Origin of the sequence: Mesorhizobium sp. M0664, assembly GCF_040320565.1 — a bacterium.
Lineage (GTDB): Bacteria > Pseudomonadota > Alphaproteobacteria > Rhizobiales > Rhizobiaceae > Mesorhizobium.
In genome coordinates, this window is the sequence record NZ_JAMYPW010000003.1 from 191969 (window position 1) to 214799 (window position 22831).

The following is a 22831-nucleotide window of genomic DNA, read 5'->3' on the forward strand; positions in this document are numbered from 1 at the left end:
GGAAATGAGGAACGTGCTCATGCACACCAGCGAGACGACATCCTGAACAAGATCGGTCATAACTCTCTCCTGTTGTTAGTATGTTCGTATTTTGTTCTAATTTTGTTCGAATGTCAACGATCGCAGTCCGGACGTCACCGGAATTTGCGCCCGGTCAATTCGACAAAGTTAAGAAAGGGTTGAGAGGGAAATGCCGAGCGTTTCGCGGCCGACAGGCGCGCGAAAGGCGGCGGGACGGCGCACGGCAGCTCGCAGGCCGTCATCGCCTCAATTGCAGCGCACCCTAAAGCGGCACGACCTTGCCGTCGGCGAGCGTCACGCGGCGGTCCATGCGCGAGGCGAGCTCGTGATTGTGGGTGGCGATGAGCGCCGCCAGGCCCGATTGCCGGACCAGCGCTGCCAGCGCCTCGAACACATAGGAAGCGGTCACCGGGTCGAGATTGCCGGTCGGCTCGTCGGCCAAAAGCACCAGCGGCGCATTGGCGACGGCACGCGCAATGGCGACGCGCTGCTGCTCGCCGCCGGAGAGCTCGGAAGGACGATGCTGCGCGCGCTTGCCGATCTGCATATAGTCGAGCAATTGCGCCGCCCGCTCGGCCGCCTCCTTGCGCGGCAGCCCTTTTATCAGCTGCGGCATCATGATGTTTTCCAGCGCAGAAAACTCAGGCAACAAATGATGGAACTGGTAGACGAAGCCGACATCGTTGCGGCGGATCGCCGTGCGTTCGTCGTCGGAAAGCCGGCCGCAGGCGCGCCCCGCCAGGATCACGTCGCCGGCGTCCGGTCGCTCCAGCAGCCCGGCAGTGTGGAGCAGCGTCGACTTGCCGGTGCCCGACGGCGCCACAAGCGCCACCATCTCGCCACGCTTCAGCGAAAAATCGGCGCCGTTCAGGATGGTCAGCTTGCGCGGCCCCTGTACATAGTGGCGTTCGACGCTCTTCAGCTCGATAATGGCCTCGGCCATCATTCGTACCTCAGCGCTTCGACCGGATCGAGCCTGGCAGCGCGCCATGCCGGAAACAGTGTCGCCAGGAATGACAGCGCCAAAGCCATGAGAACGACCGAGATCGTCTCGCTGGCATCCATGCGGGCCGGCAGCTGGCTCAGGAAATAAAGCTCGGGATTGAACAGCCGCTCGTTGGCCAGCCAGGAGAAGAACTGGCGGATGCGCTCGACGTTGAGGCAGATCACGATGCCGAGCAGCACGCCGGCGATAGTGCCGACAACGCCGATCGCAGCCCCGGTCATCAGGAAGATGCGCAGGATCGCGCCGCGCGTGGCGCCCATGGTGCGCAGGATGGCGATGTCGTGGCCCTTGTCCTTCACCAGCATGATCAGGCCCGAAATGATGTTGAGCGCCGCCACCAGCACGATCAGCGTCAGGATCATGAACATGACGTTGCGCTCGACCTGCAGCGCGTCGAAGAACGTCTTGTTACGCTCCCGCCAATCGACAAGGCTGATCGGCCGCTGCGCCGCCTCTTCGACCTTCGGCTTCAGCGCGTCGATATTGTCGGGATTGTCGGCGTAGATCTCGATCGTCTGCGCCCTTCCGTCCATGTTGAAGTAAAGCTGCGCTTCGGAAAACGGCATGTAGACGATGGAACTGTCATATTCCGACATGCCGACCTCGAAGATCGCGGTTATCGGATAGCCTTTCATACGCGGCGTCGTGCCGAGCGGCGTGATGTCGCCCTCGGGCGAGATCAGCGTGATGGTATCGCCGAGCACAAGGCCGAGATTTTCGGCCATGCGGCTGCCGATGGCGACGCCTTCGCCGGTGTCGAAGCCGACGATCGAGCCCTCCTTGATGTTGTTGGCGACGATGGTGATCTTGCCGAGATCCTCGCCGCGTATGCCGCGCACCAGCGCGCCGGTGCCGCCGCCGACATTGCCTTGCGCCAGCACCTGCCCGTCGATCAGCGGGATGGCGTATTTGACGCCGGGCACGCCGTTGATGCGGCCAGCGACCTGGGCATAGTCCTCCAGCGGCATGTCGAGCGGCTGCACGATCAGGTGCCCGTTGACGCCTAGGATGCGCGTCAGCAGTTCGGCGCGAAAGCCGTTCATGACTGCCATGACGACGATCAGCGTGGCGACGCCCAGCATGATGCCGAGGAAGGAGATCGAGGCGATCACCGAGATCACCGTCTCCTTGCGACGCGAGCGCAGATAGCGCCACGCCACCAAGCGTTCGAAGCCGGAAAAAGGCCCGGCGCCCGGTGGTCTTGCTGCCGCCGCTTCGTTCATGCGGCGGCACCGAAACGCTTTTTCACGTCGCCGATCGGCAGCGTCTCGCGCTCGCCGGTCCTGCGGTTCTTGATCTCGACCTCGCCGGCGGCGACACCACGCGGCCCGACGATCACCTGCCACGGGAGCCCGATCAGGTCGGCGGTGGCGAACTTGCCGCCCGGCCGCTGGTCGGTGTCGTCGTAGAGCACCTCCTTGCCGGCGGCGGCAAAGGCGGCATTCAGCTCGCCGCAGACGCGGTCGCATTCGGCATCGCCAGCCTTCATGTTGATCAGGCCGACATCGAACGGTGCCACCGCCTCCGGCCAGATGATGCCGTTATCGTCATGGCTGGCCTCGATGATCGCCGCGACCAGCCTGGACGGGCCGATTCCGTAGGAACCGCCAGAAACGAAATGATCCTTGCCGTCCGGCCCGGTCACCTTGGCGCCCATCGGCTTGGAATATTTGTCGCCGAAATGGAAGATATGCCCAACCTCGATGCCGCGCGCCGAGACCCGGTCGCTCGCGGGCACCTTCTCCCACGCCGCCTCGTCATGCATCTCGTCGGTGGCGGCATAGGGCGTCGTCCACGTCGTGACGATGCCGCCGATCTCGGCGTCGTTCGAAAAATCAGTGTCTGCGCCGGGCACTGCCAGCGAAAGATAATCGCGATGGCAGAACACCTGGCTCTCGCCGGTGTCGGCCAGGATGATGAACTCATGGCTGAGGTCGCCGCCGATCGGCCCGGTGTCGGCGCGCATCGGGATGGCCTGCAGCCCCATGCGCGTAAACGTCCTGAGATAGGAAACGAACATGCGGTTATAGGCGGCCTTGGCGCCTTCATAATCGAGGTCGAAGGAATAGGCGTCCTTCATCAGGAACTCGCGCGAACGCATGACGCCGAAGCGCGGGCGCACCTCGTCGCGAAACTTCCACTGGATGTGATAGAGGTTGAGCGGCAGGTCCTTGTAGGACTTGACATAGGAGCGGAAGATCTCGGTGACCATCTCCTCGTTGGTCGGCCCGTAGAGCATATCGCGGTCTTGCCGGTCCTTGATGCGCAGCATCTCCTTGCCGTAGTCTTCATAGCGGCCGCTTTCGCGCCACAGCTCGGCCGATTGGATGGTCGGCATCAGGATTTCGAGTGCGCCGGCGCGATTCTGCTCCTCGCGAATGATCCGGCAGACCTTGTCCAGCACCCGCTTGCCGAGCGGCAGCCAGGAAAAGCTGCCCTGCCCCTGCTGGCGGATCATGCCGGCGCGCAGCATCAGCCGATGCGAGACGATCTCGGCCTCGCGCGGATTTTCTTTGAGGATGGGCAGGAAATAGCGCGACAAACGCATGAACTGGTCCGTGAGAGAGGATGGCGGCGCCGGAATCGGCGCAGCGCAGGCTTGCTTGCCCCGGCTTCATAGCCATTTCATGGCGGAATGGAAACCCGGCCCAGGCGCTGCACAGGCGCCGCAATTGCCGCACGCGGCTTGCTGGGCGTTTCGCAAGCAACGCCTGCCGTACTATTGTGCACTGCAGCACGAGATTGCCTGTTTCTGGGCAAAATTCTTCGTGACATTTTCACCCGCCTTAGGCTAGTGTGCCCCCATAACCGAGAGGGTAGAGAAAAATCTGCCCTCCTACGCGGTCAAAGTCTTGGGAGGATGCGATCTAGGCGCGGTAACTCGCTGCCGCCGGACACCGGAAACAGATCGGACGCGTTTAAATTGCAAGGCCTCGCGCCTTGCATTTTTTTTGTGCAATCATCTGGTTAGCACGACGGATTACCAAACTACATGACGTTGCGTCAGCCCAAACCCGCCCCGGCCTTTACTTTGGGTTGATCTTGCTGGCTCAGCTTGATTTCAGAGCCTCGGCTAGGCTGGGATAGTCGGACACGATCGGTAGCCGGCTAATGCGCTGGGCTCTGGTTAAAATCCGGCACGATGTGCGGGATGTCGTCGATACCGAGGCCAAGCCCTCTCGTGATGCCGTAGAAGATACCCATGAGGACCAGCGTGGCGATCGTCGTGCGCAGCGCGGCGCGCAGCATGTGCGGTCCGCGCGGTGCGCTCGGAACCGTGCCAAGCGTCACGTCCCGATCCTCGTCCTGCGTCCGCATGCTGAACGGCAGGACGGCGAACAACACCACCCACCACGTGGCGAAGAACAGGGCGATAAACGAAACCCAACTCATGCTTGCTCCAGTTCGACCAGCGTGCCGAAGAAATCCTTGGGGTGCAGAAACAATACCGGCTTGCCATGTGCGCCGATCTTCGGATTGCCGTCGCCGAGCACGCACGCGCCGCTGGCCTTGAGACGGTCGCGCGCCGCAACAATGTCATCCACCTCATAGCAGACATGGTGCATGCCGCCGGACGGATTCTTCGCGAGGAATGCGGCGATCGGCGAGGCTTCGCCGAGCGGCTCGAGCAACTCGATCCTGGTGTTGCCGACATCGACGAACACCACCGTAACGCCATGCTCCGGCAGCGCCTGCGGCGCGGTCACGCGCGCGCCAAGCGTATCGCGATAGACCGCCGCAGCCGCGGCCAGATCCGGCACCGCAAGCGCGACATGGTTGAGGCGTCCGAGCATAGAGTGCTCCCGGTTAGGGGAGTAGGGGAATAGGGGAGTACGGGAGTACGAAAAACAAGTTTGGAGAGTGCAAACTATCTGTTCTTCCCTACTCCCCTACTGCCATACTCCCCTACTCCCTCATCTTGTGACGAACACCGTCACCAGCGGCTTCTTGCCCCAGGCTTCGTTGGCCGCGCCGCGCACCGCGCGCCGCACCGCCTCCTGGACTAGGTCGAGGTCTTTTCGGCGCTGGCGGGGGATGGAGTCCACGGCGCCGATTGCCGCATCGATCATCAGGTCTTCCAGGCTCTCACCGCTGCCGTCGGCCTCGGCGACGCCGATGGCGACCAGATCGGGATCGCCGGCAAGCTCGTATTTGTCGTCGAGCACGACATTGACGGCGACATGGCCGGCAAAGGACAGCTTGCGGCGGTCGCGAATGCCCATCGCCTGGTCGGTGCCGATCAGCCTTCCATCCTTGTAGATGCGGCCGAACGGCACCTGGTCGATGATGGCGGCGGCACCCGGATACAGCCTGAGCATGTCGCCGTCGCGCACCTGCGCGACCTGGCCGATACCGGACGTCGACATCAGCGAGCCCTGCGCCACCAGATGCGCCGCTTCGCCATGCACGGGAACGCCGATCTGCGGCCGCACCCATTCATACATCTTGCGCAATTCGCTGCGGCGTGGATGGCCGGAGACATGCACCAGCGCATCGCCGTCCTCGATGATCTTGATGCCGAGATCGATCAGGCGGTTCTTGATTTCGAGGATCGCCTTCTCGTTGCCGGGAATGGTGCGCGAGGAAAACACCACCGTGTCGCCGGCCGTCAGCGCCACCGACTTCATCTCGTCGCGCGACAGCTTGGCAAGTGCGGCAAGCGGCTCGCCCTGGCTGCCGGTGCAGATGATGACGAGGTTTTCGCGCGGGATGAAGCCGTAATCCTCCTCGGCGATGAATTCCGGCAACCCGTCCATATAGCCGAGTTCATCAGCCACATCGATGACTCGCTTCATCGAGCGGCCAATCACCAGGCACTGGCGGCCGGCATCCCGCGCCGCCTTGGCGATGGAGACGATACGCCCGACATTGGAGGAGAAGCTGGTGACGGCGACCCGGCCGTTGGCGTTCTGGATGACGCTCTTGAGGCCCTCGCCCACCGCCACTTCGGACGGCGATTCCCCTTCCCGCATCGCATTGGTGGAATCGCAGACCAGCGCCAGCACGCCCTTGTCGCCATAGGCTCGGAAGCGCGCCTCGTCGGTCATCGGCCCGACCGTCGGCGCCGGATCGATCTTCCAGTCGCCGGTATGGATGACGACGCCGGCCGGCGTCGTGATCGCCAGCGACATCGGTTCGGGAATGGAGTGCGCAACAGGGATGGCCTCGATCTCGAACGGGCCGACGGTGAATTTCTCGCCGGCCCGGTAGATCGTCACCGGGATCTTCGGCGCCCCTTGCTCGCCCTGCCGCTTGGCTTCCAGCAGGCCGGCGCTGAACGGCGTCATCCACACCGGCGTCTTGAGCTTCGGCCAGATGTCGTGGAGCGCGCCATAATGGTCCTCATGCGCATGGGTGATGACGATGCCGCGCAGATTGGCGACATTCTCCTCGATGAAGCGTGTGTCGGGCAGAACCAGGTCGACGCCGGGCAGGGTTGCATCGGGAAAGGTGACGCCGACGTCGACCACGATCCATTCGCGCGCATTGGCCGGTCCATAGCCGTAGAGGGCAAAGTTCATGCCGATCTCGCCGACACCGCCGAGCGGCACGAAGACAAGTTCGGCGTTTTCCGCTGTCGCCATGGTCTTTCCTTCCTTGCCGGTCAAAATTGCGGGCCGGTCAAAATTGTGGGCCGGTCAAAATTGTCGGCCGGTCAAATTCAAGCTGGTCAAATACCTGGCCAGTCAAACGTATTGGCCGGTCAAACGCCGGCCGAGGCAACCGCGCCGAAATGCACGTCGCCGGCGGCGATCGTCAGAACCGAACCTTCATCGTCGCGGATCACGAAACGGCAGTCCTCGTCAATGGTCTCGAAGGTGCCACGCACCACATTACCGTCAATTCTGACAGCAACCCGCCCGCCAAGCCCCGCCGCACGCGCCAGCCACCGCCGCCTGACGGCGGCAAGCCCACGCCCTTCGTTCCACAGCCGCGCATTCTCGCTCCAGGCATCCGATAGCGCCAGAAACAGCGTCTCGGCATCGCAAGCAGACCCCAGCGCGCTGAGCGACGTCGCTGGATAAGGCAAATCCTCAGGGTATGCCACCACGTTGACGCCGATACCGATAGCCACCGCCGAACGGTCGCCATCCAGCATCGCCGATTCCAGCAGGATGCCGGCGAGCTTGGCGCCCGAGGCAAGCACATCGTTCGGCCATTTCAGTTCGAAACGGTTTTTGCCTTGGCTCGCACCATCGAGGCCGATCGCGATCCTGCCCTTCGGCACGACAGCGTCGAGCGCGTCGGCCAGCGCCAGTCCAGCAACGAAGCCGAGCGTCGCGGCAAGCCGAAGCTCGGTGTTGGTGATCACCAGCAACGTCGCTGCCAGATTACCCTCGGGCGTCGCCCAGGCGCGGCCACGGCGGCCACGCCCCGCTTCCTGCTTTTTGGAGACGACCCAGAGTTTGCCCGGATCGCCGGCCCGTGCGTGCTCCAGCGCCAGCGCGTTGGTGGAGCCGACCGTGTCGTGCGCCTCGAGCCGGAACCCGTCCGAAGCCGCGGTTGGAGCCAGCCTGAACGTCATTCCGTCAGAAGAAGGTCTTGGCTGCGGCAGCGGCGTAGGTTCCGATCGGGCCGCCGATCAGCACGTAGAACAGCACGAAAGCGCCGCAGGCGCCGAGCACGACGCGCAGTTCGGACGCCATCGGCACGAAGCCGCCGACCGGTTCGTCGAACCACATGATCTTGATGATGCGCAGATAATAGTAGGCGCCCACCACAGACGCGAGCACGCCGATGATCGCCAGCGCGTAGAGGTTGGCATTGATGGCGGCGAGGAACACGTACCATTTCCCCCAGAAGCCGGCGAGCGGCGGGATGCCGGCCAGCGAGAACATCAGGATGGTGAGGATCGTCGCCATGATCGGATTGGTCGCCGACAGGCCGGCGAGATCGCTGATCTGCTCGACATTGCCCTCCTTTCGCCGCATGGCGAGGATGAAGGCGAAGGTGCCGAGCGTCATCACCAGATAGATCAGCATGTAGATGGCGACGCCGCGCACGCCGTCCTGGCTGTTGGCGGCAAGGCCGACCAGAGCATAACCCATATGGCCGATGGAGGAATAGGCCATCAGCCGTTTGATGTTGGTCTGGCCGATGGCCGCGAAGGCACCAAGCGCCATCGAGGCGATCGAGATGAAGACGATGATCTGCTGCCAGTCGGCGGCGATCGGCTTGAAGGCGCCCATGGTGACGCGCACCATCAGTGCCATCGCCGCCATCTTCGGTGCCGCCGCCAGAAAAGCCGTCACCGGCGTCGGCGCGCCTTCATAGACGTCGGGCGTCCACATATGGAACGGCACCGCCGAGATCTTGAAGGCAAGGCCGGCCAGCACAAAAACCAGGCCGAAGACGAGGCCGAGCTGGCGCTCGCCGCCGCTCAGCGCCGCGGCGATCTCCTGGAAGCCGGTGTTGCCGGTGTAGCCGTAGACCAGCGAGATGCCGTAAAGCAGCATGCCCGATGACAGCGCGCCAAGGACGAAGTACTTCAGCCCGGCCTCGGTCGAGCGCAGATTGTCGCGGTTGATCGCCGCCAGCACGTAGATCGCCAGCGATTGCAGCTCGAGGCCGAGATAGAGCCCGATCATGCCGTTGGCCGAGATCATCAGCATCATGCCGAGCGTGCAGAGCAGGATCAGCACCGGATATTCGAACTTGTCGAAACGCTCCGCCTGGGCAAAGCGGACCGACATGACCAGCGTCACCGCCGAGCCGACCAGCGCCAGCACCTTCATGAAGCGGGCGAATGGGTCCTGGATGAAGGCTTCGCCATAGGCGTTGCCCTGTCCCGGCGAAAAGATCAGCCAGGCGCCGGCGATCACCAGCACGGCGACGGCAAGGCCGCTCACCGTGACAGTGGTGTTGGCGCGAGAATAGGCGCCGAGCATCAACAGCGCCAAGGCGCCGAGGGCGAGGATCAGCTCTGGCGTCGAGAGCGACAGGCTTGAGAGAAGGTCCGGCGTCATGGTTCGCAAACCCCCAGTCAGTTCGCCGCCGCGGTCTGCGCGGCGCCGATGGATGCGGTGACATTGGTAACGAGCGCCTTGACCGATTCGGCGGTCGCGTCGAAGATCGGCGCCGGATAGACGCCGAAGAAGATGACCAGCGCGACCAGCGGATAGATGATCACCTTCTCGCGCGTCGACAGGTCGAGCAGGCCTTTCAGGCTTTCCTTGGTCAGCGCGCCGAAGATCACCTTGCGGTAGAGCCAGAGCGCATAGGCCGCCGAAAGGACGACGCCCGTGGCGGCGAAGAACGCCACCCAGGTGTTGACCCGGAACACGCCGAGCATGGTCAGGAACTCGCCGACGAAGCCGCTGGTGCCGGGCAGGCCGACATTGGCCATGGTGAAGATCATGAACACGGTTGCATATTTCGGCATGTTGTTGACCAACCCGCCATAGGCGTCGATGTCACGCGTATGCATGCGGTCGTAGACGACGCCGACGCAGAGGAACAGCGCGCCGGAGACCAGGCCGTGCGACAGCATCTGAAAGATCGAACCCTGGACGCCTTCCTGGTTCATCGCGAAGATGCCCATGGTAACGAAGCCCATGTGAGCGACCGACGAATAGGCGATCAGCTTCTTCATGTCCTCCTGCATCAGCGCCACCAGCGAGGTGTAGATGATGGCGACAACGGAGAGCGTGAAGATCAGCGGCGCGAACATTTCGGATGCGATCGGAAACATCGGCAGCGAAAAGCGCAGGAAGCCGTACCCGCCCATCTTGAGCAGGATGGCGGCCAGGATCACCGAGCCGGCCGTCGGTGCTTCGACATGCGCGTCCGGCAGCCAGGTGTGCACCGGCCACATCGGCATCTTCACCGCGAAGGACGCGAAGAAGGCAAGCCATAGCCAGGTCTGCATATTGGCCGGGAAGTTATGCGTCAGAAGCGTCGGGATATCGGTGGTGCCGGACTGGAAGAACATCGCCATGATGGCGAGCAGCATCAGCACCGAGCCGGCCAGCGTATAGAGGAAGAACTTGAACGAGGCATAGACGCGCCGCTTGCCGCCCCACACGCCGATGATGATGAACATCGGGATCAGGCCGGCTTCGAAGAAGACGTAGAACAAGACGATGTCGAGCGCGCAGAACACGCCGATCATCAGCGTCTCGAGCAGCAGGAAGGCGATCATATAGGCCTTGACGCGCTTCTCGATCGATTCCCACGAGGCGAGGATGCAGAGCGGCATCAGGAAGGTGGTCAGGATGACGAACAGCATGGAGATGCCGTCTACGCCCATATGGTAGGAGATGCCGGAATCCAGCCAGGCAAACTTCTCGACGAACTGGAAGCCGGGCTGCGAATTGTCGAAGCCGGTCCAGATGAACAGCGAAACCACGAAGGTGAACGCGGTCGTGAACAACGCGATGGCGCGGATGTTGCGGCGCGCGTTCTCGCTGTCGTCACGCACGAAAAGGATGAGCAGCACACCAACCAGCGGCAGGAAGGTGACCAGCGATAGGATCGGCCAGGCGGTCATCAGAGCATCATCCAGGTGACGAGTGCGGCAACGCCGATCAGCATGGCGAAGGCATAGTGGTAGAGATAGCCGGTCTGCAGCTTGACGACCCGGTTGGTGACGTCGACGACGCGCGCCGAAATGCCGTCCGGCCCAAGCCCATCGATGACGGTGCCGTCGCCGGTCTTCCACAGGAAGCTGCCGAGGCGCTTTGCCGGCCGCACGAACAGGAAGTCGTAGAGCTCGTCGAAATACCATTTGTTGAGCAGGAAGGCGTAGAGCAGGCGATGGTTGGCGGCGACGCTCCGAGGCATTTCCGGCGCGCGAATATAGAACTGCCAGGCAATCGCAAAGCCGATCAGCATGGCGATGAACGGTGACAGCTCGACCCACAACGGCACTTCGTGGATTTCGTGCAGGATGTGGTTGTCCGGCAGCGTGAACAGCGACGCCTTCCAGAATTCGGCATAGCCCTCGCCAATGAAGGCGCCGTGGAAGATCACGCCGGCGAACAGCGCGCCCGCCGCCAGGATGAACAGCGGTACCAGCATGACCGGTGGCGATTCATGGACATGGTGCATGACCTCGTGGCTGGCCCGCGGCTCGCCGTGGAAGGTCATGAAGATCAGCCGCCAGGAGTAGAAGGAGGTGAAGCAGGCAGCAATGACCAGCAATATGAAGGCAAACGCGGCGACCGCATTGTGGCCGGCGAAGGCCGCTTCGATGATGGCGTCCTTGGAAAAGAAGCCGGCCGTGCCGATGATCGTTACCGGAATGCCGACACCGGTCAGCGCCAACGTGCCGATCACCATCATCCAGTAAGTCGTCGGAATCAGCGTCCTCAGGCCGCCCATTTTGCGCATGTCCTGCTCGTCGGAGACGGCGTGGATGACCGAGCCCGAGCCGAGGAACAGCAGCGCCTTGAAGAAGGCGTGGGTGAACAGATGGAAAATCGCTGCGCCATAGGCACCGACGCCGAGCGCCACGAACATGTAGCCGAGCTGCGAACAGGTCGAATAGGCGATGACGCGCTTGATGTCGTTCTGGACGAGACCGACTGTCGCCGCGAAGAAGGCGGTGAAAGCGCCGATGAAGGTGACCACCGTCAGTGCCGAATGCGACAGCTCGAACAGCGGCGACAACCGCGCCAGCATGAACACGCCTGCCGTCACCATGGTGGCGGCATGGATCAGTGCCGAGACCGGCGTCGGGCCCTCCATGGCATCCGGCAGCCAGGTGTGCAGCGGCACCTGCGCCGACTTGCCCATGGCGCCCATGAACAGGAGCAGGCAGACGACCGTCATCGCAGCCTGCCTGTCGAGTGCATAGCCGAGGAAGGTCAGCACGGCCGCACCTTGCGGCGCGCCTTCCGCCGGAATGAACGTCGCCGCATTGGCGAAGATGGTGCCGAGATTGACCGAGCCGAACAGCACGAACACGCCGAAGATGCCGAGCGCAAAGCCGAAATCGCCGACGCGGTTGACGACGAAGGCCTTGATTGCAGCCGCATTGGCCGAAGGCTTCTTGTACCAGAAGCCGATCAGCAGATAGGAGGCAAGGCCGACGCCTTCCCAGCCGAAGAACATCTGCACGAGGTTGTCGGCCGTCACCAGCATCAGCATGGCGAAGGTAAACAGCGACAGATAGGCGAAGAAGCGCGGCCGGTCCGGATCGTGATGCATGTAGCCGATCGAGTAGATATGGACCAGCGACGACACCGTGTTGACGACGACCAGCATGACCACCGTCAGCGTGTCGATCCTGAGCGCCCAGGACGCCTCCAGCCCGCCCGACTGGATCCAGCGCATCACCGGCACGGTGAACACCTCGCCGCCGCCGAAGCCGACCGAGAAGAAGGCGACCCACGACAGCACAGCCGCGATCACCAGGAAGCCGGAGGTGATGTATTCTGAAGCCTTGGCGCCGAGCGAAGTGCCGAACAGGCCGACGATCAAGAAGCCGAGCAGCGGAAGGAAGACGATGGCCTGATACATGGTGGTTCCGTCAACCCTTCATCATGTTCACGTCTTCGACCGCGATCGAGCCGCGGTTGCGGAAGAAGACGACGAGAATGGCAAGGCCGATCGCCGCTTCGGCCGCCGCGACCGTCAGCACGAACAGTGCGAACACCTGGCCGACCAGGTCGCCGAGCGCCGCCGAGAAGGCGACGAAATTGATGTTGACGGCAAGCAGGATCAGCTCGATCGACATCAGGATGACGATGACGTTCCTGCGGTTCAGGAAGATGCCGAACACGCCGAGCGTGAACAGGATCGCCGATACGGTCAGGTAGTGCGCGATGCCGACGACCATCTCAGACTCCTTCGCCCGTCTTGACCTTGCGGATTTCCACTCCGGTTGCCGCCGTGCGGCCGACCTGGGCGGCGATCGACTGCCGCTTGACGCCCGGCTTGTGGCGCAGCGTCAGCACGATGGCGCCGATCATGGCGACCAGCAGCACCAGCCCCGCCACCTGGAAGTAATAGAGGTAATCCGTATAGAGGATGTCGCCGAGCGCTGCCGTGTTCGAGCGCGCGGCCAGGTCCGGAATGGGTTTGGCGACCGTCGCCACCAGTTTCGGCGCGAATGTATAGCCGCCGAGCACCACGATCAGCTCCGCCGCCAGGATCAGCCCGACCAGCGCGCCGATCGGTGCATATTGCAGGGCGCCTTCCTTCATTTCGGCGAAGTCGACGTCGAGCATCATGACGACGAACAGGAACAGCACCAGCACCGCGCCGACATAGACGACGAGCAGGATCATCGCCAGGAACTCGGCGCCGGTCAGCATGAAAAGGCCGGCGGCGTTGAAGAAGGTCAGGATCAGGAACAGCACCGAATGCACGGGATTGCGCGCCGATATGACCATGAACGCCGATGCCACCGCGACAAAGGCGAAGAGGTAGAAAAAGGCCGCCTCTAGTCCACTCAGCATGGGTTCCCCCGGGTTTCCTGTCAGAACAGGACGTTCGTCCTGTTTTTTGCCACCGCCTCCGGTCGGCAAGTTGCGTGTTCCTTAAACGAGGGCCCTCGCCCCGTCCATGCGTCAAATATCAGCGGTAAGGCGCATCCAGCGAGATGTTGCGCGCCAGTTCACGCTCCCAGCGGTCGCCATTGGCCAGGAGCCTGTCCTTGTCGTAATAAAGCTCCTCGCGCGTCTCCGTCGCGAATTCGAAATTCGGGCCCTCGACAATGGCGTCGACCGGGCAGGCTTCCTGGCAGAAGCCGCAGTAAATGCATTTCACCATATCAATGTCGTAGCGCACGGTGCGCCGCGTGCCGTCATTGCGACGTGGGCCGGCTTCGATGGTGATGGCCTGCGCCGGGCAGATCGCCTCGCATAGTTTGCAGGCGATGCAGCGTTCCTCGCCGTTCGGGTAGCGGCGCAGCGCATGTTCGCCACGGAAGCGCGGGCTGACCGGCCCCTTTTCATGCGGATAGTTGATGGTCTCCTTCGGCGCGAAGAATTGGCGCATCGACAGGAAGAAAGCGCTGACGAAGTCCTGCAAAAGCAGTGACTTGGCGGCCTGGGATAGCGTACTCATTCAGCACCCCCAAAGATCTGTGTTGCAGCGATTGCGCCGATAAATCCGAAAAAGACAGGCATCAGGAAACGGTATGCAAGTCTCGTCATCGACGCCAATATCTGCTTGTCCCAGCCAAACACCGGCACTCGGTAGTTTGCTGCCAACCTTTGGTCCTGTTGCCGCAAAACGTAGGGCAGCACAACGACGTTGCCAAAGAGCGCAACAAGCACGCCGACAGCTGCGCCTAGAAAACCAACGATCAGACTGCCCATCACGCAAACCCCGTGATCTTGAGGAAGGCGGCGGTGGCGACCACCATGAACAGCGAGATCGGCAGGAAGACCTTCCAGCCGAGCCGCATCAGCTGGTCGTAGCGGTAGCGCGGCACGAACGCCTTCACCATGGAGAACATGAAGAACACCAGGCAGACCTTGAGCACGAACCAGATCAGCCCCGGCACCCAGGTGAACGGCGCGAAGTTGAAGGGCGGCAGCCAGCCGCCAAGGAACAGGATGGTGGCCAGCGCGCACATCAGGACGACGGCGACATATTCGCCGAGGAAGAACAACAGGAACGGCGTCGAGGAATATTCGACCATATGGCCGGCGACGAGTTCCGATTCGGCTTCCACAAGGTCGAAGGGCGGCCGGTTGGTCTCGGCCAATGCCGAGATGAAGAAGACGATGAACATCGGGAACAGCGACAGCCAATGCCAGTCGAGGAAGGTGTTGGGCAGGCCGAGCCGTGTGCCCAGCCCGTCCTGCTGCGACAAGACGATGTCGGACAGGTTGAGCGAGCCGACGCAAAGCAGCACGGTGACAATGACGAAACCGATGGAGACTTCGTAGGACACCATCTGCGCCGCCGAGCGCAGCGCGCCGAGGAAGGGGTATTTCGAATTGGACGCCCAGCCGCCCATGATGACGCCATAGACCTCGAGCGAGGAGATGGCGAAGACATAGAGGATGCCGACATTGACGTTGGCGATCGCCCAGCCTTCATTGACCGGTATGACCGCCCAGGCAGAGATCGCCAGCACCGCCGACACCAAGGGCGCCAGCAGGAAAACGCCCTTGTTGGCGCCGGACGGGATGACCGGCTCCTTGAAGACGAATTTCAGCAGATCGGCGAACGCCTGCAGCGTGCCCCACGGGCCGACGACGTTCGGTCCGCGGCGCAATTGCACCGCCGCCCAGATCTTGCGGTCGGCGTAAAGCACATAGGCGACGAAGATCAACAGAACGATGATCAGCACGACCGACTTCAAAAGGATCAGCAGCGCCGGCAGCACGTAGAAGGAGAAGAAGGTGTCCATGTCTACTCCGCCGCCTGCCTGAAGCCGTTCTTCGCCAAAGCCGAGCACTCGGCCATCACCGCGGAAGCCCGCGCGATCGGGTTGGTCAGGTAGAAATCCTTGACCGGCGAGGTGAAGGTGCCCTTGTTCAGCCGCCCGCCGAGCTTGGCAACCCTGGCGATGTCGGCCGGGTCGCCGGCCGCGACATGGTCGATGCGGGCAAGATGCGGGTATTCCGCATAGAGCTTAGCGCGCAGCTGCGGCAGCGAATCGAACGGCAGCTTCTTGCCAAGCACATCCGATAGTGCCCGAAGGATCGCCCAGTCCTCGCGTGCCTCACCGGGCGCGAAGCCGGCACGGTTGGTCTGCTGCACGCGCCCCTCGGTGTTGACGAAGGTGCCCGACTTCTCGGTATAGGCGGCACCCGGCAGGATGACGTTGGCGCGGTGTGCGCCCTTGTCGCCATGCGTGCCGATATAGACGACGAAAGCGCCGCCGGTCTTTGCCATGTCGATTTCGTCGGCGCCGAGCAGGAACAGCACATCGGTCTCGCCCAGCATGCCGGCGACGTTCCTGCCGCCCTCGCCCGGCACAAACCCGACATCGAGGCCGCCGACGCGTGCCGCGGCAGTGTGCAGCACGGCAAAGCCGTTCCAGTCGGCCCTGGCGGCGTTGACGGCGACGGCGAGCTTCGCCGCCTGGCCGAGCACGGCCGCCCCGTCCGGACGCGCCAGCGCACCCTGTCCGACGATGATCAGCGGATGCGTCGCCTTCTTCAGCAGTTGGAAGAACTTGCCATTGCCGTCGGCCAGATCCTTCAGCGATTCCGGCCCGGCGCCGAGCTGCTCGTAATCATAGCGCGTATCGCCGACATCGCCGATGACGCCGACTGGCAGATTGCCGGCCCGCCAGCGCTTGCGGATGCGGGCGTTGAGCAAGGATGCCTCGAAGCGCGGATTGGCGCCGATGATCAGCACCGCATCGGCCTGTTCGATGCCTTCGATGGTCGGGTTGAACACATAGCTCGCCCGGCCGAGCGACGGATCGAGTGCGGCGCCGTCCTGGCGGCAGTCGGTGTTCTTCGAGCCGAGCGAAGCCATCAGAAGCTTCAGCGCGTAGATCTCCTCGACGGCGGCAAGATCGCCGGCAATGGCACCGATCTTTTCGGGTGCGGCATTCGACACCGCTTCCTTGATCGCGGCAAAAGCCTCGGCCCAGCTTGCCGGGGCCAGTCTGCCCTCCTTTCGCACATAGGGCCGGTCGAGGCGCTGCGTGCGCAGACCATCCCAGATGAAGCGGGTCTTGTCGGAAATCCACTCCTCGTTCACCGCCTCGTTGGTATGCGGCAGGATGCGCATCACTTCGCGGCCTCGGCTATCGACGCGGATCGCGGAGCCGACGGCGTCCATCACGTCGATGGATTCGGTCTTGGTCAGTTCCCACGGCCGTGCCTGGAAGGCGTACGGTTTGGAGGTCAGCGCACCAACCGGGCAAAGGTCGATGACATTGCCTTGCAGTTCCGAAGTCATCGCGCTTTCGAGATAGGTGGTGATCTCGGCATCCTCGCCGCGGCCGATCAGGCCGAGCTCGGAGATGCCGGCAATCTCGGTGGTAAAGCGGACACAGCGCGTGCAATGGATGCAGCGGTTCATGATGGTCTTGACCAGCGGCCCGATATACTTGTCTTCGACCGCCCGCTTGTTCTCATGGTAGCGCGAGGAATCGACTCCGAACGCCATCGCCTGGTCCTGCAGGTCGCACTCGCCGCCCTGGTCGCAGATCGGGCAGTCCAGCGGATGGTTGATCAGCAGGAATTCCATCACGCCTTCGCGCGCCTTCTTGACCATCGGCGTGTTGGTGAAGATTTCCGGCGGCTCGCCGTTCGGGCCGGGGCGCAGGTCGCGCACGCCCATGGCGCAGGACGCCTGCGGCTTGGGCGGACCGCCTTTCACCTCAATCAGGCACATGCGGCAATTGCCGGCGATCGACAGCCGCTCGTGGAAGCAGAAGCGCGGCACTTCCGCGCCGGCGTCCTCGGCCGCCTGCAGCAGCGTGTAGTGGTCGGGTACAGTGATCTCTTTCCCGTCGACCTTGAGCTTTGCCATTTCGCCTCAAACCCCTGCGGACGTTCCGCAATCTTTCCTTCCGGGCGCAGCCGAGACCGCGCACGATATTGAATTCACTTTTTGGCCCCGGCCAACGCGGCCGCCTGACCGATCCAGCTGTCGCGGCCGATGCGGCCCTTCAACGACAGGTAATCTTCGACCCAGGCGATCTCTTGCGGCGTCCACGCGGCGATCTGGGCGTATGTCCAGATGCCAAGGCCGTTCAGCACCTTTTCCAGTTTCGGCCCGATGCCCGATATCGCCTTGAGGTCGGCCGGCTCGGCTGGCCGATCCATCGGCTTGGGCTGCTTGAAATCTTCCGGCATCAGCCCAGCCGACGCATCCGCTGCAACGGTGCTGGCATTCGCCAAGCTCCGTGCAGCGGTGCTCGTCGCAATGTCAGTCACATCGTTGGCGAAGGACTGCGCCTCGGCAATCAGGGTTTTGGTCGCCGCGCGCGCCTTGGTCGAGGAGCTTTTGCCGGTCGCGGAAAAGCGTTCCGTTCGCGCCTCGAAATCCTCGGCGACCGGTTGCCAAAGCCGCTGCGAGGTCTCGGCGGCGCCTGAAAGCACGCCCATCCAGATACCAAAGGCGTGGTTGGCAAGGCCGATGCCGAGTGCCGTCATCGCCGCCGCGCCCGCGACAGGATGCGCCAGGAGATTGACGGCATTGGCCATCTCCTTCGGCATCATCCTGGTCAGATCCTGGTTCATCTTCAACAACGGGTCCATATCGGGCGTAAAATCGTCGGGTGTCGAAAACAGCGACATAGGTGGTCTCCTGGTCGTTTCCGTCTGCCCCGCGCTCGTTTCCTCGTTTCGGGCATTCGCCCGCAATTTTTTGAATTCTTCTATTCCGCCGCCGCCAGCACCGGTTCGGCGCGGTGTGCGTTGCGCGAAAACTCGTCGATGCGCCGCTCCACCTCGCCGCGGAAATGCCGCATCAGGCCCTGGATCGGCCACGCCGCCGCATCGCCCAGCGCACAGATCGTGTGGCCCTCGACCTGCTTCGTCACGTCGAGCAGCATGTCGATCTCGCGCTTCTGCGCCTCGCCGCGCACCAGCCGTTCCATCACCCGCCACATCCAGCCGGTGCCCTCACGGCAAGGCGTGCACTGGCCGCAGCTCTCGTGCTTGTAGAAATAGGACAGCCGCGCGATCGCCTTCACGATATCGGTCGATTTGTCCATGACGATGACAGCCGCCGTGCCGAGGCCCGATTTCAGGTCGCGCAACGCATCGAAATCCATCGGCGCGTCGATGATCTGCTCGGCCGGCACCAGCGGCACCGAGGCGCCGCCCGGAATGACCGCCAGCAGGTTGTCCCAGCCGCCGCGGATGCCGCCGCAATGCGTCTCGATCAGTTCGCGGAACGGGATCGACATCGCCTCTTCGACGGTGCACGGATTGTTGACGTGGCCGGAGATGCAGAACAGCTTGGTGCCGACATTGTTGGGCCGGCCGAAGGACGAGAACCAGGCGGCACCGCGGCGCAGGATGGTCGGCGCGACAGCGATGGACTCGACATTGTTGACCGTCGTCGGGCAGCCATAGAGGCCGACATTGGCCGGAAATGGCGGCTTCAGCCGCGGCTGGCCCTTCTTGCCCTCGAGGCTTTCGAGCAGCGCCGTTTCCTCGCCGCAGATATAGGCGCCGGCGCCATGGTGCATGTAAATGTCGAAATCGTAGCCGGAGGTGTTGTTCTTGCCGATCAGCTTGGCCGCATAGGCCTCGTCTATGGCGCGTTGCAGCGCCTCGCGCTCGCGGATGAACTCGCCGCGCACATAGATGTAGGCGGCGACCGCGCCCATGGCGAAGCCGGCAAGCAGGCAGCCTTCGACCAGCGTGTGCGGGTCATGGCGCAGTATGTCGCGGTCCTTGCAGGTGCCGGGCTCGGACTCGTCGGCATTGACGACGAGATAGCTCGGCCGGCCGTCGCTTTGCTTGGGCATGAACGACCATTTGAGCCCGGTCGGGAAACCGGCGCCGCCGCGGCCGCGCAGGCCCGATGCCTTCATCTCGTTGACGATCCACTCGCGCCCCTTGGCAACGATGCCGGGCGTGTTGTCCCAGGCGCCGCGCGCCATGGCGCCGGCCAGCGACTTGTCGAAGCGGCCGTAGATGTTGTTGAAGATGCGGTCTCTGTCCTGAAGCATTGCTCGTTCCTCAGACCGGCTTCTTGCCGGTCGGCCGGCTCTTGTTTCCGGGCGACGCCTTGGCCGCCTTGGCGGCAGCCTTCGCCGGTTTGACCTTGGCCTCCGGCGCCTTGAAGGCAGACGCCGGCTCGGCCTTGTTCTTGGGGCCCTTGCGCTGTTTCGAGACGTCCTCGACCTGCGGCTCGGCCTTGTTGGCATTGGCGGCCGAATGCAGAGGCGCTGCGACGCTCGCCGCCTTCTCCACCGCGGGCGCGACTTTCGTGGCCGACGGCGATTTCAGCGCCGGGTTGGTCTCGACCGCGTCGGTTTTCGGCTTGCTGGCATTCGAGGGCGCAACCGGCGCCGGTGCAGGCGCGGCCGAAGCCGCTGGCGGAACTGGTGCTGCGGCGGCAGCCGCCGGCTCTGCATCCTTGGCGGCCTTGGTCGCCGCCCTGGTTTCCCGGTCGCGGGTCGCCTTGAGGATCGCCTTTTCGCTCTTGAGGGTCGTCAGGCCACTGGCCGGCTCAGAGGTGATGCGGCCGTTTTGCGGTCCTGGCGTCACCGAAGCACCTTTGCCGGCGTCATAGAGGTCGATGATCTCGGCAAGCCGCTCCGGCGTCAAATCCTCATAGGTGTCCTTGAATATCATCACCATCGGTGCGTTGACGCAGGCGCCGAGGCACTCGACCTCCTCCCACGACAGCGTGCCCTTGTCGTTGGTGTGGAATTGGTCGTGATGGATTTTCGAGCGGCACACATCCATCAGCGCTTCCGAGCCGCGCAGCATGCAGGGCGTGGTGCCGCAGACCTGGATATGAGCGCGGGTGCCGACCGGATTGAGCTGGTATTGCGTATAGAAGGTGGCGACTTCCAGCCCACGGATATAGGGCATGTCGAGCATGTCGGAGATCGTCTCGATCGCCGCCTTGGTCACCCAGCCTTCCTGCTCCTGCGCCAGCATGAGCAAGGGGATAATCGCGGATTGCTCGCGCCCCTTCGGATATTTCTTGATCCACTGCTTCGCCGCCGCCGCATTCGCCCGGTTGAAGGCGAAGGAGGCTGGCTGGAGGCTGGCTTCTGCGAGACGGCGGACTGACATTTAGCTTTTAACTCTGTTGTAGCAGTCGAAATAAAAACGAGGGTCGGACCTGGCCAAGACCGCGGTACTCTCATCGTTTCCGATCTTTCCCCGGGTAGTGTCGACATAGTCGCGATATTCGCGATACCGATCCGAGCAATCCGCGCCAAGGGCCACATTCCAATCCGGATATGCCGTATCGGCATAAAGATACCAACCGGAATCCAGATCCCAAAGTCGGCCCGTCGTGGTTACCCTGCACATGACATCTGTCTTCACGCCCTCAAGGCGGCAGGACACCCAATAGGCTTCCGCCGAGCGGCCCCAGGCGGCAACGGCACCCATGCCTGCCACTCCGGCAGCAAAACCGGCAGCAACATGCAGGGCGCTCCGCATCTTCACCGATCCACCTCCCCGAAGACGATATCGAGGGAGCCAAGCACAGCGGTGACGTCTGCCAACATGTGGCCGCGGCACAAAAAGTCCATGGCTTGCAGATGCGCAAAGCCCGGCGCGCGCAGCTTGCAGCGATAGGGCTTGTTGGTGCCGTCGGAGACGAGATAGACGCCGAACTCGCCCTTTGGCGCCTCGACTGCGGCATAGACCTCGCCGGCCGGCACGCGGTAGCTTTCGGTGTAGAGCTTGAAGTGATGGATCAGCGCTTCCATCGAGCGCTTCATCGCCGCGCGCTTCGGCGGCACCACCTTGCCGTCAAGGTTGGACACCGGGCCGGCGCCCTCCTTGCCGAGCAACAGGTCGACGCACTGGCGCATGATTTTCGCCGACTGCCGCATCTCTTCCATGCGCACCAGATAGCGGTCGAAACAGTCACCGTTCTTGCCGATCGGAATGTCGAAATCCAGCTCGGCATAGCATTCGTAGGGCTGCGATTTGCGCAGGTCCCACGGCGCGCCCGAGCCGCGCACCATGACGCCTGAAAAACCCCAGGCCCAGGCGTCCGCCAGGGAGACGGTGGCAATGTCTACATTGCGCTGCTTGAAGATACGGTTGCCGGTCAAGAGCGAGTCGAGGTCGTCGACCGATTTCAGGAACGGGTCGATCCAGCTGCCGATGTCCTCGATCAGCTTCTGCGGCAGGTCCTGGTGGACGCCGCCGGGGCGGAAATAGGCCGCGTGCATGCGCGAACCCGAGGCGCGCTCATAGAACACCATCAGCTTTTCGCGCTCGACGAAGCCCCACAGCGGCGGCGTCAGCGCGCCGACATCCATCGCCTGCGTCGTCACGTTGAGGATATGCGACATGATGCGGCCGATCTCGGAGTAGAGAACTCGGATCAACTGCCCGCGCTTCGGCACCTCGATGCCGAGCAGCCGCTCCGCGGCAAGCGCGAAGGCATGCTCCTGGTTCATCGGCGCGCAATAGTCGAGCCGGTCGAGATAGGGCACGGCCTGCAGGTAAGTCTTGGCCTCGATCAGCTTTTCCGTGCCGCGGTGCAACAGCCCGATATGCGGGTCAACGCGATCGACGACTTCGCCGTCAAGCTCCAGCACCAGGCGCAAAACGCCGTGCGCCGCTGGATGTTGCGGGCCAAAATTGATGTTGAAGTTGCGAACGGAGGTTTCAGCCATTTACTGCTTTGCCTTTTCATCCCCCGGAAGCACGTAATCCGTACCTTCCCACGGAGACAGAAAATCGAAATTGCGGAATTCCTGCTTGAGCTCCACCGGCTCGTAGATGACGCGCTTGGCTTCGTCGTCGTAACGCACCTCGACGAAGCCGGTCAGCGGAAAGTCCTTGCGCAGCGGATGGCCTTCAAAGCCGTAGTCGGTCAGGATCCGCCGCAGATCGGGATGGCCCGAAAACAGCACGCCGTAGAGATCGTAGGTCTCGCGCTCGAACCAGTCGGCGCCGGGATATATCCCGGTGATCGACGGCACGAGCGTCTCTTCGTCGGCCTGGACCTTGAGCCGGATGCGGATATTCTGCCTCGGCGACAGCAGGTGATAGACGACGTCGAAGCGCTTTGCCCGTGACGGATAATCGGCGCCGCAGACGTCGATGATCGAAATGAACTGGCATTTCGGGTCGTCGCGCAGGAAGGTCACCACCTCGATCAGGTCGCGCGGCTCGACCGAGATGGTGAGTTCGCCATAGGCGAACACCGCCTCGCCGATCCGGCCGATCAGCTTCTCGCCGAGATAGGTCGAGAGGTCATTCAACGCCTGGGTCATGCCGC

At 63.0% G+C, this 22831-nt stretch carries 22 protein-coding genes; all 22 read right to left on the reverse strand.

Features of this window, described 5'->3' with window-relative positions; translation table 11 throughout:
• Positions 1 to 283: 283 nt before the first annotated feature.
• The 22 genes from NKI39_RS06390 to NKI39_RS06495 all read right to left on the reverse strand — a co-directional run bounded on the left by NKI39_RS06390 (position 284) and on the right by NKI39_RS06495 (position 22826).
• A complete protein-coding gene (locus NKI39_RS06390) occupies positions 284 to 967 on the reverse strand; it encodes an ABC transporter ATP-binding protein (RefSeq protein WP_254818120.1) in 684 nt (227 codons plus the stop codon).
• The gene (locus NKI39_RS06395) at positions 964 to 2250 is read right to left on the reverse strand and encodes a lipoprotein-releasing ABC transporter permease subunit (protein ID WP_352539627.1); all 1287 of its coding nucleotides are present in this window, start codon (positions 2248 to 2250) and stop codon (positions 964 to 966) included. The genes NKI39_RS06390 and NKI39_RS06395 overlap by 4 nt, the downstream gene beginning before the upstream one ends.
• Positions 2247 to 3575, reverse strand: coding sequence for a proline--tRNA ligase (gene proS / locus NKI39_RS06400; RefSeq protein ID WP_352539626.1), 1329 nt, complete (start codon positions 3573 to 3575; stop codon positions 2247 to 2249). Before proS ends, NKI39_RS06395 begins: the two co-directional genes overlap by 4 nt.
• A 560-nt stretch (positions 3576 to 4135) precedes the next feature.
• Entirely contained in the window at positions 4136 to 4420 is a 285-nt protein-coding gene (locus NKI39_RS06405) for a DUF1467 family protein (protein WP_352470241.1), read from the reverse strand.
• Positions 4417 to 4821, reverse strand: coding sequence for a methylmalonyl-CoA epimerase (mce, locus tag NKI39_RS06410; protein WP_352539625.1), 405 nt, complete (start codon positions 4819 to 4821; stop codon positions 4417 to 4419). The genes NKI39_RS06405 and mce overlap by 4 nt, the downstream gene beginning before the upstream one ends.
• Positions 4822 to 4941: 120 nt before the next feature.
• Complete coding sequence (locus NKI39_RS06415) at positions 4942 to 6612, reverse strand: ribonuclease J (RefSeq protein WP_352831097.1); 1671 nt, start codon at positions 6610 to 6612, stop codon at positions 4942 to 4944.
• A 119-nt stretch (positions 6613 to 6731) separates the two neighbouring features.
• Positions 6732 to 7553, reverse strand: a complete 822-nt coding sequence (locus NKI39_RS06420) for a biotin--[acetyl-CoA-carboxylase] ligase (RefSeq protein ID WP_352831099.1) — start codon at positions 7551 to 7553, stop codon at positions 6732 to 6734.
• Positions 7554 to 7557: 4 nt separating this feature from the next.
• Complete coding sequence (gene nuoN / locus NKI39_RS06425) at positions 7558 to 8994, reverse strand: NADH-quinone oxidoreductase subunit NuoN (RefSeq protein WP_352768819.1); 1437 nt, start codon at positions 8992 to 8994, stop codon at positions 7558 to 7560.
• A gap of 17 nt (positions 8995 to 9011) precedes the next feature.
• Positions 9012 to 10517: an NADH-quinone oxidoreductase subunit M gene (locus NKI39_RS06430; protein WP_352681670.1), complete on the reverse strand. Its 1506-nt coding sequence runs from the start codon at positions 10515 to 10517 to the stop codon at positions 9012 to 9014.
• Positions 10517 to 12490, reverse strand: a complete 1974-nt coding sequence (nuoL, locus tag NKI39_RS06435) for an NADH-quinone oxidoreductase subunit L (RefSeq protein ID WP_352817111.1) — start codon at positions 12488 to 12490, stop codon at positions 10517 to 10519. Before nuoL ends, NKI39_RS06430 begins: the two co-directional genes overlap by 1 nt.
• 10 nt (positions 12491 to 12500) lie before the next feature.
• Positions 12501 to 12809 (reverse strand): NADH-quinone oxidoreductase subunit NuoK, encoded by a 309-nt coding sequence (gene nuoK, locus NKI39_RS06440; RefSeq protein WP_023676620.1) that lies wholly within the window; start codon positions 12807 to 12809, stop codon positions 12501 to 12503.
• 1 nt (position 12810) lies between these two features.
• Positions 12811 to 13431, reverse strand: a complete 621-nt coding sequence (locus NKI39_RS06445) for an NADH-quinone oxidoreductase subunit J (protein WP_352831101.1) — start codon at positions 13429 to 13431, stop codon at positions 12811 to 12813.
• Between the two features lie 118 nt (positions 13432 to 13549).
• Positions 13550 to 14041, reverse strand: coding sequence for an NADH-quinone oxidoreductase subunit NuoI (nuoI, locus tag NKI39_RS06450; RefSeq protein WP_352745068.1), 492 nt, complete (start codon positions 14039 to 14041; stop codon positions 13550 to 13552).
• Complete coding sequence (locus NKI39_RS06455) at positions 14038 to 14295, reverse strand: hypothetical protein (RefSeq protein ID WP_352745070.1); 258 nt, start codon at positions 14293 to 14295, stop codon at positions 14038 to 14040. Before NKI39_RS06455 ends, nuoI begins: the two co-directional genes overlap by 4 nt.
• Positions 14295 to 15338 (reverse strand): NADH-quinone oxidoreductase subunit NuoH, encoded by a 1044-nt coding sequence (nuoH, locus tag NKI39_RS06460; RefSeq protein WP_352831103.1) that lies wholly within the window; start codon positions 15336 to 15338, stop codon positions 14295 to 14297. The genes NKI39_RS06455 and nuoH overlap by 1 nt, the downstream gene beginning before the upstream one ends.
• A gap of 2 nt (positions 15339 to 15340) precedes the next feature.
• Positions 15341 to 17422 (reverse strand): NADH-quinone oxidoreductase subunit NuoG, encoded by a 2082-nt coding sequence (gene nuoG / locus NKI39_RS06465; RefSeq protein WP_352831105.1) that lies wholly within the window; start codon positions 17420 to 17422, stop codon positions 15341 to 15343.
• Between the two features lie 74 nt (positions 17423 to 17496).
• On the reverse strand, positions 17497 to 18192 hold the full coding sequence (locus tag NKI39_RS06470; protein WP_352831107.1) for a helix-hairpin-helix domain-containing protein: 696 nt from the start codon (positions 18190 to 18192) through the stop codon (positions 17497 to 17499).
• A gap of 80 nt (positions 18193 to 18272) precedes the next feature.
• On the reverse strand, positions 18273 to 19577 hold the full coding sequence (gene nuoF / locus NKI39_RS06475) for an NADH-quinone oxidoreductase subunit NuoF (protein WP_023676626.1): 1305 nt from the start codon (positions 19575 to 19577) through the stop codon (positions 18273 to 18275).
• A gap of 10 nt (positions 19578 to 19587) precedes the next feature.
• A complete protein-coding gene (nuoE, locus tag NKI39_RS06480) occupies positions 19588 to 20655 on the reverse strand; it encodes an NADH-quinone oxidoreductase subunit NuoE (RefSeq protein WP_352831109.1) in 1068 nt (355 codons plus the stop codon).
• On the reverse strand, positions 20656 to 21036 hold the full coding sequence (locus tag NKI39_RS06485; protein WP_352831111.1) for a hypothetical protein: 381 nt from the start codon (positions 21034 to 21036) through the stop codon (positions 20656 to 20658). It lies immediately after the preceding gene.
• A complete protein-coding gene (locus NKI39_RS06490; RefSeq protein WP_352831113.1) occupies positions 21033 to 22223 on the reverse strand; it encodes an NADH-quinone oxidoreductase subunit D in 1191 nt (396 codons plus the stop codon). The genes NKI39_RS06485 and NKI39_RS06490 overlap by 4 nt, the downstream gene beginning before the upstream one ends.
• Entirely contained in the window at positions 22224 to 22826 is a 603-nt protein-coding gene (locus NKI39_RS06495) for an NADH-quinone oxidoreductase subunit C (RefSeq protein ID WP_352831114.1), read from the reverse strand.
• Positions 22827 to 22831: the final 5 nt, after the last annotated feature.